Below are 12,147 nucleotides of genomic sequence, written 5' to 3'. Positions count from 1 at the left end.
TATGAGAGAAATAATTAATACCCCAGATGCCCCACAACCTATAGGACCTTATAATCAAGCTATTTTGGTTAAAGACATGCTTTATATAAGTGGTCAAATTGCTATAAATCCGGAAACGGGAGAACTAGAAACTAAAGATTTACGCGATGAGACGCATCGGGTAATGAATAACTTAATGGCTGTTTTAAAAGCCGCTGGAATGTCACTACAAAACGTAGTAAAAACTTCTATTTTTATAAGTGATATGCATAACTTCAGTATAATAAATGAGGTGTATGCGACTTATTTTGATGAATCGACTGCACCTGCCCGTGAAACAGTTGAAGTTGCTAATTTACCCAAATTTGTAAATGTAGAAATTAGCGCTATAGCTATTAAATAATCCCATTTATGCAACTATCGGGTCTAGATTGTTTATTGATCATCGGATTTTTTGTAATAAGCCTTGGCGTTGGTGTTTTAGTTTATTTCAAAGGTCAAAAGGACGTGGATAGTTATTTCTTATCTGGTAAAAATATGCCGTGGTGGCTTTTAGGAGTTTCTATGGTGGCCACCACTTTTGCAGCAGACACACCAGGTCTAGTTGCGGGAATTGTAAGGAATGATGGGGTGTTTGGTAATTGGGTTTGGTGGAGTTTTTTACTTACCGGAATGCTAACTGTTTTCTTTTACGCTAAATTATGGCGAAAGAGTGATATCACAACCGATTTAGAATTTTACGAACTACGCTATAGCGGAAAAAGTGCCGCTTTTCTACGTGGTTTTCGTGCCCTTTATCTAGGCGTATTTTTCAATATAGTTATTATGGCTGGCGTATGTTTAGCCGCCATTAAAATAGGCCACGTAATGTTTGGCTTTTCTGCTTTACAAACCCTATTGGTGTCTTCTATAATCACAGTGGTTTACTCGCTTCTTGGCGGATTAAAGGGAGTATTAATTACAGATTTTATTCAGTTTTTTATCGCGATGCTCGGTAGCATTTGGGCTAGCATTTACATCATTAATTTACCTGAAATTGGCGGCTTAGATGCCCTGATTAACAACCAGAAGGTACAACCAAAAATGCCTTTTTTTCCAGATTTTACCAATCCAGAAGTTTATGTGCCGCTTTTACTGGTACCTTTAGCCGTTCAATGGTGGAGCGTATGGTACCCTGGAGCAGAACCAGGCGGTGGTGGTTATATTGCCCAGCGTATGCTGGCCGCCAAAAATAAAAAACACGCAGTAGGAGCTACCTTATTTTTTACCATAGCTCATTATGCATTAAGGCCTTGGCCTTGGATTATCATTGGCTTAGCTTCTATTGTAATTTATCCTAGTACTGCTAGTTTGCAAGAGGCTTTTCCTAGTCTCGATAAGCATTTTATTAAAGATGATTTGGCCTATCCTGCAATGTTGAGTTTTTTACCTTCTGGACTTTTAGGCATTGTAGTTACTTCTCTAATCGCAGCATTTATGAGTACTATTTCCACCCATCTTAATTGGGGAAGTAGTTATGTGGTTAATGATTTTTATGCACGCTTTGTAAATCCTAAAGCCAGTGAAAAACAAAAAGTACGTTTAGGAAGAATTTCGACTGTGATTATGATGCTTTTTGCCGCCTTATTGAGTTTGTTTTTAGAAGAAGCTAAAGAAGCATTTGATTTGCTTTTACAAATAGGTGCCGGCACCGGGCTATTGTTTATTTTACGTTGGTTTTGGTACAGGATAAACCCGTATTCTGAAATTACAGCCATGCTTGTTTCATTCTTGATTGCGGTAGTATTTTTTATCAACGCAAAACTAGAAGCGCCGTGGTTTGAATTGGCCAGCCATTATCAATTGGTTGTTGGGGTGGTTATTACAACCACTTGTTGGGTATTGGTAAGTTTGTTTACCCGACCAACCGACGCTAATACCCTACAAAAATTTGAAGAAAAAGTATTTGAAACTGGTAAAAAATTTGACTTCCTAAAGCAAAAAATACTGGCTTTTTTTAGTGGCGTTGTTGGCGTTTATGCCATTTTGTTTGGTACAGGTTACTTGATTTATCAAAAACCCACCTACAGTATCTTCTGTTTTTTGATTGCTTTAATTTGCGGATTAATTATTTTAAAATTATGGAAAAAGCTAACTTAGATAAAAAACGAATTTACTAAATATAATCTATCGGCCTGGAAATTCAATATAGCTAGGTAGCTCGATCTTGTTTTCTTGTTTGTTTTTTCGCTTTCTAAGCTTTTTGGTTTCAGTTTGCTCTAATTCTTTGTTTAGAATCTTTCTTATAAGCTCTTTAAAGGTATCAAAATCCACCGAATAAGATAAACCTACCCCTTGAGTGTAGCCTAATTCTTCCCCAATGTATTGAATATCGTTTTCACGATTGAATAACTTAGCGCGCAAACTTCCGTCTTCATTTAGCAAGAAATCAATTTCAACATCTCCTACCACTACAGATTCAGTTACCCCGCCTATAGGCACTCCTACTCTACCGTTAATTAAAACCCGTTCGCTAATTTGGGTAGACAGTGTAACCCCAAACCGATCGGCTGTTTCTTGATCTGGAGTTCTTCCTCCTTGAACATAATCTATTCCTACTTTAAATTTTCCATCTTCATCGGTAAAAATATCATCAAATAATCCTGAGGCCCTTTCAATTAGTAAATTACCTGGTGCGTTTTGACCTGATCCGCCTTGAGCGAAAAAACTACCTTGCGAAATTAAACTTAAGGCTTGTATCTCTGTATTTTGCCTATCGCTGATGCGGTATTCTAATTCAGATTTCACCACACTACTCAAGTTAGGATAATCAATTTCAAAACTTAAATCGGTCGATGTAAGTTCACCGTTTAAATTGATATATACTTCTACAGGTATGCTTCTGTTTATGGTAGGGTTTTCTAGTAAAATAGCAGGATTTGCACTGGTTTTGTATAGTGCCTTTACATTCAAATTTGCTCGAGTGGGGCTACCGTCCCAAGTGATATTACCACCGGGCACTACTTCAAATTCTTTTTGAATAAGGCCAGCATATTTAAAATTATAAATCCCTTCGTAGGCAACAAAATCTCCCCACATATTAAATTTACCATTGGTATTTATTTCAATCAACAAAGTTCCTGCGCCACGTCCTCTTAAAGTACTGCCACTCTCTTGATCAACAACTACTTCAACTTCGGCATCTTTGGTAACGTCTAGTTCAAATGCCATTTCAAGGCCTTTTACGGGTTTAATAATAACGGGAGTGCCTTCTTCTTTAGCCTTTTTTTGTTCTGGAGTTAAAAAATAAATAAAAGAATGATCACCAATACTTTCAGAATCGCTAAGCGGTATTTTAAAAATAGTGCCTTTCTCTGTTTTTGCATTTACTGCGATATACAATTCTTCTACAGGTCCGGTGATACTAGCATTACCACTAATAAAACCTGTACCAAAATATAAAGATTCTTCGGTTTGTTTGGTATCTAAAACCAGCAAACGGTTGGGTGCGTTTAGTTGTAAATTTAACGCCCAATCTTGAAAGTTTTTATGACTAATACTTCCATTTAAAACACCTTGAGTATTGTATTTGGTATCAGTAAGGGCTATGTCATTAAATATAAACTGCTGTTTGCGCAGATTTATTTGTGCCTGCGGCTGAAAATCGAGGTCAACATTAAGGTAAGGTATTTTAAGTCCGGCTTGCGATAAGGTTAGGCTACCGTTAATATCTGGATTGGCGTAATCGCCAAAAATATGCGCATCTCCTGTTGCGGTGCCGCGAAAATCGGTAAGCACCTCTCCGCCTATAGGACTAAAAGCTTCTAGATCAAAATCGTTTACATCAACAAGAAGATCAATATACGCATTTTGCTGACTAACATTGATACCTCCATTAGCCTTTAAATACATTTTTTCTTTGGTTTTCAATTCTGCTAAAATACTGTAGTCAGTAAGCGATTCATTACCTGAGATGTCTAGAATTAGATTTCCATAATTTACATCGTTTAAGGCTACATTCTCTATTTTAATTTTACTCTTAGGATAGTACACTCCCTTTTTTTGCAGAAAATTCAAGTTTCCGTTTACGGTTCCTCTCATTTGAAGACTATCGATATCTGGAGTAATTTTTTGTAAATCGACATCTTTAAATTTCAATTCAAAATTTTTGTAAGTGCTATCGGTAAGCTCACCGCTTATGCGAATCTCTTCATTTAAATGGGTAATGCTTAAGGTGTCTAAACTGAAGCCTTTAAAGTCATGGTCAAATATTAATTTTTTATCTTTTAAATTTTCTTTATTTAACAGCCATTTTGCCTTTTTAAACTGGAAATCAGATTTTCTAAAGCCTACAACCGATTGATTTTCTTGATTAATAGTGTGGTATAAACTAAAATCAAATTTATCATCATTTCTATTTCCACCGGTGAAAGCGGTCTTGAAAAACAAAGTGTCTTTTAAGGTAACATTGATTAAATTAAAATCTCTGGCGGTGTATAAACCTGTTTGAATACTATCTACTCTTAAATAAGTATTAAACAGTGGGTTGTCGTTATCTACCTGCAAATCTATTTGGTAAAAGTTATTGTTTTCGATATTGATTTGAGGCGATTTAAAACTTAGCTTGAAGGCCGACTCTTCTGAAGTTAAATTTCCTCTTATAAAAGTGTTTGCAGAAATTTGTGTTCCTGGCACCACCACTTCTACTATTTTATTAAAAATGTCAAACTCAAATGATACCTCTTGATTGGGGGTAACTTTTTCGGGTTCATAATTGGTATAAATACTACCAATGGCATTTTTAAAAAGTTTAGGTATTTCTTCAATCAAAAAGTTACCACGCACTTCGCCGTTGACTACATCTGGTGAAGTAATTTTGATAATTCGCTCTTTTTCATTGGTTTTTGCTTGTAATTGAAGCTGGTTAAAAGCATAGTTGTCCTGATTATTTTGGTAACGCACATCAGACAATAGAACTACTCCTTCGGCATCATTTATATTTTTCCCTTTGAGATCTAGGTTTAAATTGCCACTAAAAATAGCAGTCGTGTCTTTTACAAAATTAAGCGCACTTAAATCCGCGTAAGCGATTTGTGCATCAAAATCAATAATATTTGTGGTAGAAGAAGCGTCTATAAGTCCTTCAAAATTCAATTTTAAATTAGGATCATTACTGATTAATTTACCATTAAAATACGGGTTTTTTAAGGTGCCCGAAAGTTGAATGTTCTTATAACGGTAACCATTAAAGTAAAAAGAAGAAATATTACCCTTTACCTTAGAATTTAATTGATTGGCTGAAAATCCGCTACCATCTACATCTACCTCAATACTCACTTTACCCAATTGTTTGTTATTAAGTAAAGCGCCTAAGTTAAAATCGGTAAAAACGAGATTTCCTTGGTAGGAGGCATTGTTTATATTTTCGAGTTCATTAATACGTAAGGCAAACTGCCCGCCTCCCAACTGGCTATTTAACGTAGCATCGGTAACCACTTGCTGCGGACCAGCTTCTAAATATCCTACAAGTTTTACCTGCCCTAATTTTTGCAGACGCTTAGGAATTCTATCTTTTAGAAGATTTGGTAACAAATTTACCACATCATAATAATTGGTGTTTAAATAGTCATAGTTACCCATAACACGAATACTATTTGCATCACCAGATAATATATTCTTTAGGGTTAAATCGCCTGATAAATCGGTTCGATTCATTCCGCTCATTTTCCAATTATTAAGGTGTAAATTATTTAAAACCCCAGACACATTTCCGGAGAATTTTAATTCGTTACCTTTGCTAAATTCGTTGTATAACTTATTTAAATCTTGGGTATGAACAACAGATTTTTCAAATTGAGCATCGATATTTACCTTATTTTCAAAATCAGATAAATCTTCAACTTGCTCATAATTCAAATAAATTCTAGGTGCCTCGATTGAAGTTTTATCGGTGTTAAGAACCAAGTTGTCTAAACGCATTTGCTGTTGGGTGTAGGCAAAATCGGTTTGTAAAAAATCTACTTTTATTCCGTTTGATTCTGTTCCGCGCAAGCTGGCGATTTGAACATACACATCGCTGTTATCTATAAGTAAATTACTGGCTTGAACATTTAGCTTTTCTAAAGCGATAACAGGTTCCTGTTGGAGATTATAATCGGTGTAAGAAAAATAACTATCGGTAAGGTTTATCTCATCGATGGTTAAAGAAAAATCTTCGCTAGTCTTTTTACCACTATCAAACTTTTGAATAAATACACTAAAATTATCTTCTTCTTCATTTTTATACCGCTTGAGGTATAATTTTAATTGGCTAGCGTGGGTATTTTCGAAATCTAAATCGTTACCGCTGACTAGACCTTGAATATTGAGTAATGAGGTGCTTATTTCTTTGGCCACTACCAATGTATCCTGGTGATGATCTTCAATGAAAACTTGGTTCAATACCACTCTACCGTCATACGAAAGGCGTAATTTAGCCACTTGAATTTTAGCATTGTATTTCTCCTGAAGAAAATCGGTTAAATACTGCGCCGTTTTAGTTTGTACGCTGGCTATTGAAAAAAACATAACCAACAACAAAAAAAACAAGAGCAAGCCGAGTAATATCTTGACTAATATTTTTATTTTTCGTTTTATAAGGCGGTAGTTTTTAGAATATTTTAAAAGATTTCTCTAGCTTTGTTTAAGGCTCTTATTTGTAATCATAAAAGCATTACAAAAATAGGATACCTTATTTAAATTGTACCAATTTTTATGCCTAATATATAATAATGTCATTAGAAAACACCTACATTTTATCAATTGAATCTTCTTGTGATGATACGGCAGCGGCTGTATTAGAAAATTCACGTATTTTAAGCAATGTAGTGGCTACCCAAAAAATACACGAAGAATATGGCGGAGTAGTTCCTGAATTAGCCTCTAGAGCCCATCAGCAAAATATTGTACCCGTGGTAGACCAGGCTTTAAAGAAGGCTAAAATAGACCAATCACAGTTAAGCGCGATAGCTTTTACTCGCGGTCCTGGGTTAATGGGTAGTTTATTGGTGGGTACCTCTTTTGCAAAATCTTTGGCTTTGGCATTAGATATTCCTCTCATTGAGGTTAACCATATGCAAGCGCATTTATTGGCTCATTTTATAGATGATGCAAGTCACCGCAAACCAAATTTTCCCTTTTTAGGAATCACTTTAAGTGGTGGGCATACACAGATTGTAAAAGTTGATGATTATTTCTCTATGGAGGTAATCGGAGAAACCTTAGATGATGCCGTGGGTGAGGCTTATGATAAGTGCGGTAAAATGCTCGGGCTAGATTATCCTGCTGGACCTATAGTTGATCAACTTGCTCAAAAAGGAAACCCGAAAGCTTTTGAATTTCCTGTACCTAATGTAAAAGATTTAAACTTTAGCTTTAGCGGATTAAAAACTGCGGTAATGTACTTTTTAGAAAAAAAGCAAAAGGAAAATCAAGACTTTATAAAGGAAAATTTGAATGATTTATGTGCTTCTTTTCAGTTTACGGTAGTAAAGATAATTCAGAAAAAACTAGAAAAAGCAGTAAAACAAACGCAAATAAGAGAGGTAGCTATAGGAGGCGGTGTCTCGGCTAACTCGGCTATTCGTACTATGCTTCAAAAGCAGGAGCAAAATAAAAAGTGGATTTGCCATATACCTAAATTTGAATACACCACAGATAATGCGGCAATGATTGGCATTGTGGGTTATTATAAATTTCTAAATGGCCAATTTACCGACGTAAAAACAAGTGCTAAAGCACGCTACCACATTTAACATGCAACTATTCTATCTAGATCACATACAACCCCAAGACAGTCATTTCTATTTTAATGAAGAAGAGCATAAGCATTTAGTACGCGTTTTACGTAAGAACGAGGGTGATCTAGTTCATGTGACCAACGGAAAAGGCTATATGTTTAAAGCAGAGTTGATTGAAATTGCAAGTAAAAAAACAAAAGCCAAAGTTTTAAGCGTAACCCAAGCACCGCCCAGAAGATACAATTTGCACCTAGCCATAGCTCCTACTAAAATGAATGACCGCATCGAGTGGTTTTTAGAAAAAGCTACCGAAATAGGAATAGATAGAATTAGTTTTATTTTGTGTGATCATAGCGAGCGCAAAAAAATTAAATTAGAACGTTACCAAAGAGTTTTAGTAAGTGCTTTGAAGCAATCTTTACATTATAAACTACCAGAAGTAAGCGAGCTTGTTCCATTTAGTAAATTCATTCAATCGGCTAAAGCCACCCATCAATTTATAGCGCATTGTTATGACGAAGAAAAAATCTTGTTGAGTCAATCTATAAAATTACAAGAAGATTATCTACTGCTAATAGGTCCCGAAGGTGATTTTTCAACGGCAGAAGTGCAACAAGCCGTCAATCAAGGTTTTAAGCCGGTGAGTTTAGGAAACAGCAGGTTGCGCACAGAAACTGCGGGTATAGTAGGTGTACACACCTTTGCACTTTTACACGAATAATTAAAGTTATGAGAAAATTTGTATTTCTTTGTTTAGGGTTTATATGCTGTAGCTTTACCTACGCACAGAAAGTAGCGGTTTTGGAATATGATGGTGGCGGTGACTGGTACGGTAATCCAACGGCTTTACCTAATCTAGTTCAATTTTGCAATCAAAATATACGAACCAAAATAGATACTGAAATTGGGCAAGTAAAACCAACAGATCCTGCTCTTTTTTCCTATGCTTTTATACATATGACGGGGCACGGCAATGTTTATTTTAGCGAAAAGGGAATCGAAAATTTAAGACGTTACCTTTTAGGCGGTGGGTTTTTACATATAGATGACAATTACGGTATGTATAAATACCTGATACCACAATTAAAACGATTATTTCCCGAAAAAGAACTTCAAGAATTACCCGGCAGTCATAAACTCTTCCAGCAACCTTTTAATTTTCCTAAAGGGCTGCCCAAAATACATGAACACGATGGTAAACGCCCACAGGCCTTGGGTTTATTCCATCAAAACAGATTAATTTTACTATTTACTTTTGAATCTGATTTAGGCGATGGATGGGAAAGTCCTGCTGTGCACGGCGATCCAGCAGAGGTTCGCGAAAAAGCACTAAAGATGGGTGCCAACATTATTCATTATGCTTTTAAAAATTAATTATGCCGCAGCAATTAACGCACGAGGAAACCAGTTTTGAAACCAAAAAATTTCCAATTGTTTTGGTGGCTCATCAACTCACGAGTCCGGCTAACTTAGGAAGTATTTTTAGAGCAGCCGAAGCTTTTAATATTGAAGAGATTTTACTCTCAAAATGCGATGATTTAATGAAGAGTAACCGTTTTAAGCGAACCGCACGGGCTACCCATCAGCATTTAGAACACCAGGTTAGTGAATTGAACCCTGAACTTATTCAAAAATACCGAGACAAAGGTTTTAAGATAATAGGACTAGAAATCACTAAAGACAGTCAGTCTTTACAAGATTTTAAACTCAATTCAAGTCAAAAACTATTAATTCTCCTTGGAGCTGAGCGTTATGGTCTTGCTGAGGAGTGGATTAGGCTTTGTGATAACTGTGTGCATATTCCTATGTTTGGCTTAAACTCTAGTATGAATGTGTCACAAGCGCTGAGTATAACATTGTATGAATTTACAAAACAAATGAATCAACTATGAATTCAAAAACAATCACTTACGGAATTTTAAGAGCGGTTGCTGTTTTGGTGGGTATAATACTACTACTTTGGTTTTTATACCAAATTCAATCGGTAATTGCTTTTATTGCCATCGCTGCTGTTATTTCATTAATAGGCCGACCCATGGTCTTTTTTTTAAAAAAGAAGCTGAAATTTCCAAACCGCTTAGCCGTTGTAGTGGTGCTATGTGCGGTTTTAAGTATTATTATAGGAGTTGTAAGTCTTTTTATTCCTATAATCATCCAACAAAGCGAAAATATTGGTCGTATTGATTTTAATGCCTTCAAAGCAGATCTAAACGATTTAAATCTACAAATTAAAGCCTATCTTGGAGTTGACGAAATTGATATTCTCACGGGTTTAAAACAAACCGATTTCATTAAGAATTTTGATTTTCAATTCATTCCAAACTCCGTAAATTATATTTTTAGTGGTTTAGGTAATGGTATTATAGGGGTATTTTCTATCATTTTTATTTCCTTTTTCTTATTAAGTGATAGTAAGTTGTTATTAAACAGCATTTTGGTGTTTTCAAACAAAGGAGAAGAATCCAGGTTTAAGTTAATGTTTGAAAAAATAAAAATATTGCTCTCAAGGTATTTTATCGGTTTAACCTTACAAATCTTAGTATTGTTTATTATTTATACGGTTTTATTGGTCACTTTTGAAGTTGATAACGCCGTTGCCATTGCCTTAATTTGTGCATTCTTAAACATTGTACCCTATTTAGGCCCTATGGTAGCTGGTATATTGATGGCACTTTTTGTTATTTCGAGTAATTTAGGAGCAGATTTTTCGGCGGTAATTTTGCCTAAACTTAGTTTTGTAATGGCAGGATATGCAATTGCTCAACTTATAGACAACTTTATCAATCAGCCGCTTATATTCGGAAAAAGTGTGCGATCACACCCCTTAGAGATTTTTTTAATTATACTTATCGCAGGATTATTATTTGGCATTTTAGGCATGGTAATTGCCATTCCCGTTTACACAGCAATTAAGGTAATAGCTAAAGAGACCTTAAGTGAATATAAGATTGTGAAAAAACTAACCAAAGACCTATAATGAATCCAGCTATTTTTGAGGAAGAGGTTCAACGTTTTATAAAAAAACACGAACAAGACGCTTTGCCTGAATTAATCCTTAAAGGCAGTCCTTTTAAGCAAGTAAGTATACAAGAAATAGCACAGCAAATCGCCGCACGTAAAAAAGCTAAAGTCAAATTACCTACCTGGTATGCTACCCCAGGTATATATTTTCCTCCTCAACTAAATTTAGCCCAAACATCATCAGAGGTTACCTCTGCCTACAAAGCTCAATGCGTCAGCGGTGAAAGCTTAGCCGATTTAACAGGCGGATTTGGCGTCGACAGCTTTTATTTTAGCCAGTATTTTAAAAAGGTAACGCATTTTGAAACGCAGGAAGAGTTAGCCAAAATAGCGCAAGCCAATTTTCAGAAACTAAGTGCCCCCAATATAAGTAGCTTGACTACCGATAGTTTAACTTATTTAAACCAAACGCAAAACACTTGGGATTGTCTGTATTTAGACCCTGCTCGCCGAGACCGCGCAGGGCAAAAAGTATTTAGCCTAGCACAATGCACTCCCAATGTGCTAGAACACCTCGATTTGTTGTTCTCTAAAACCAAGTGTGTTTTACTCAAAACATCCCCATTGTTAGATATCAAGTTAGGCTTAAAAGAACTAAAAGGAGTTCAACATATACACTGCGTGGCCGTAAACAATGAGCTTAAAGAATTGCTTTGGGTACTTAAAAAAGAACACATAGCAAAACCAACCGTACCTCAAGTACATTGTGTAAATTTCTTTTCAACCCACACCGCATTTTATAAGGCCAATCTAAACGAAGAAAGCAGTAGCAAAGCAAGACTAGGTCCCGTTTTAAAATATTTATACGAGCCAAATGTTAGTCTATTAAAAGCTGGTTTTTTTAACAACATAAGTCAAGGTTTAGAACTACAAAAGTTAGCACAACATACCCATCTTTACACGAGTCAATCTTTAATCGATTTTCCAGGAAGAGTATTTAAAGTAATTCAACGCGAGGCTTTTAATAAAAAAGCCTTTAAAAAACTAAATATCAAAAAGGCCAATATTAGTGCACGTAACTTTCCGCTCAGCGTTGCCCAAATCCGTAAAAAATATGGCATTAAAGAAGGTGGAGAAATATACATTTTTTGTATAACCAACCATGAGAATCAGAAAGTCATATTAGTAACTCAGAAGGTATAATTAGAATTGTTTTTGGGCGTTCCCCTGCGGGTCGGGCTTTACGTTACAATCTTTTAGGCTTGGCGCCAAAAAGTATTTTCACTGCAATCCCTAACGCGATTACTTTTAAATTTTATTAACCTACTTAGTTTTTAATTAATTGACTTACCAACTGATATAAAAATTCATTAGACATATTTAAATCAAATTATATTTTAAAATCAAATAAAAAGGCGGTCCGTAACCAAGTAAAATGAAATTCTACAAA

General features: G+C 35.5%; 9 protein-coding genes. 8 read left to right on the top strand and 1 reads right to left on the bottom strand.

The genetic code is table 11. The features are described from left to right. Position 1 precedes the first annotated feature (1 nt). Positions 2 to 382 carry a Rid family detoxifying hydrolase gene (locus tag ACH2AZ_RS01340; protein WP_394906294.1) on the top strand — a complete coding sequence of 127 codons (381 nt, stop codon included), beginning with the start codon at positions 2 to 4 and terminating at the stop codon, positions 380 to 382. Positions 383 to 390: 8 nt separating this feature from the next. Further along, positions 391 to 2,118, top strand: coding sequence for a sodium:solute symporter family protein (locus ACH2AZ_RS01335; RefSeq protein WP_394906293.1), 1,728 nt, complete (start codon positions 391 to 393; stop codon positions 2,116 to 2,118). Between the two features lie 27 nt (positions 2,119 to 2,145). Here the strand turns inward: ACH2AZ_RS01335 and ACH2AZ_RS01330 are convergent, their stop codons facing one another. Then, positions 2,146 to 6,525, bottom strand: coding sequence for a translocation/assembly module TamB domain-containing protein (locus ACH2AZ_RS01330; RefSeq protein ID WP_394906292.1), 4,380 nt, complete (start codon positions 6,523 to 6,525; stop codon positions 2,146 to 2,148). A 203-nt stretch (positions 6,526 to 6,728) separates the two neighbouring features. On the opposite strand from ACH2AZ_RS01330, the gene tsaD reads away from it, so the two are divergent. From tsaD to ACH2AZ_RS01300, 6 genes are read left to right on the top strand one after another with little or no spacing between them, the layout of a single operon-like run. Beyond that, entirely contained in the window at positions 6,729 to 7,751 is a 1,023-nt protein-coding gene (tsaD, locus tag ACH2AZ_RS01325; RefSeq protein ID WP_394906291.1) for a tRNA (adenosine(37)-N6)-threonylcarbamoyltransferase complex transferase subunit TsaD, read from the top strand. Position 7,752: 1 nt separating this feature from the next. Continuing rightward, a complete protein-coding gene (locus ACH2AZ_RS01320; RefSeq protein WP_394906290.1) occupies positions 7,753 to 8,457 on the top strand; it encodes a 16S rRNA (uracil(1498)-N(3))-methyltransferase in 705 nt (234 codons plus the stop codon). Between the two features lie 8 nt (positions 8,458 to 8,465). Beyond that, a complete protein-coding gene (locus tag ACH2AZ_RS01315) occupies positions 8,466 to 9,110 on the top strand; it encodes a DUF4159 domain-containing protein (RefSeq protein WP_394906289.1) in 645 nt (214 codons plus the stop codon). Between the two features lie 2 nt (positions 9,111 to 9,112). Then, complete coding sequence (locus ACH2AZ_RS01310; RefSeq protein ID WP_394906288.1) at positions 9,113 to 9,628, top strand: TrmH family RNA methyltransferase; 516 nt, start codon at positions 9,113 to 9,115, stop codon at positions 9,626 to 9,628. Further along, a complete protein-coding gene (locus tag ACH2AZ_RS01305; RefSeq protein ID WP_394906287.1) occupies positions 9,625 to 10,713 on the top strand; it encodes an AI-2E family transporter in 1,089 nt (362 codons plus the stop codon). The genes ACH2AZ_RS01310 and ACH2AZ_RS01305 overlap by 4 nt, the downstream gene beginning before the upstream one ends. After that, positions 10,713 to 11,900 carry a class I SAM-dependent methyltransferase gene (locus ACH2AZ_RS01300; RefSeq protein WP_394906286.1) on the top strand — a complete coding sequence of 396 codons (1,188 nt, stop codon included), beginning with the start codon at positions 10,713 to 10,715 and terminating at the stop codon, positions 11,898 to 11,900. Before ACH2AZ_RS01305 ends, ACH2AZ_RS01300 begins: the two co-directional genes overlap by 1 nt. Positions 11,901 to 12,147 lie beyond the last annotated feature (247 nt).

The sequence above is a fragment of the uncultured Mesonia sp. genome (assembly GCA_947499595.1).
Lineage (GTDB): Bacteria > Bacteroidota > Bacteroidia > Flavobacteriales > Flavobacteriaceae > Mesonia > Mesonia sediminis.
Note: the sequence above shows the minus strand (reverse complement) of the source record. Positions and strands in the feature narration are given on the sequence as shown.

Bases quoted from the DNA above. Each gene is read 5' to 3' on its own strand.
- ACH2AZ_RS01340 (WP_394906294.1), top strand. From the start codon at position 2: ATGAGAGAAATAATTAATACCCCAGATGCCCCACAACCTATAGGACCT.
- ACH2AZ_RS01335 (WP_394906293.1), top strand. From the start codon at position 391: ATGCAACTATCGGGTCTAGATTGTTTATTGATCATCGGATTTTTTGTA.
- ACH2AZ_RS01330 (WP_394906292.1), bottom strand. From the start codon at position 6,525: ATGTTTTTTTCAATAGCCAGCGTACAAACTAAAACGGCGCAGTATTTA.
- tsaD (WP_394906291.1), top strand. From the start codon at position 6,729: ATGTCATTAGAAAACACCTACATTTTATCAATTGAATCTTCTTGTGAT.
- ACH2AZ_RS01320 (WP_394906290.1), top strand. From the start codon at position 7,753: ATGCAACTATTCTATCTAGATCACATACAACCCCAAGACAGTCATTTC.
- ACH2AZ_RS01315 (WP_394906289.1), top strand. From the start codon at position 8,466: ATGAGAAAATTTGTATTTCTTTGTTTAGGGTTTATATGCTGTAGCTTT.
- ACH2AZ_RS01310 (WP_394906288.1), top strand. From the start codon at position 9,113: ATGCCGCAGCAATTAACGCACGAGGAAACCAGTTTTGAAACCAAAAAA.
- ACH2AZ_RS01305 (WP_394906287.1), top strand. From the start codon at position 9,625: ATGAATTCAAAAACAATCACTTACGGAATTTTAAGAGCGGTTGCTGTT.
- ACH2AZ_RS01300 (WP_394906286.1), top strand. From the start codon at position 10,713: ATGAATCCAGCTATTTTTGAGGAAGAGGTTCAACGTTTTATAAAAAAA.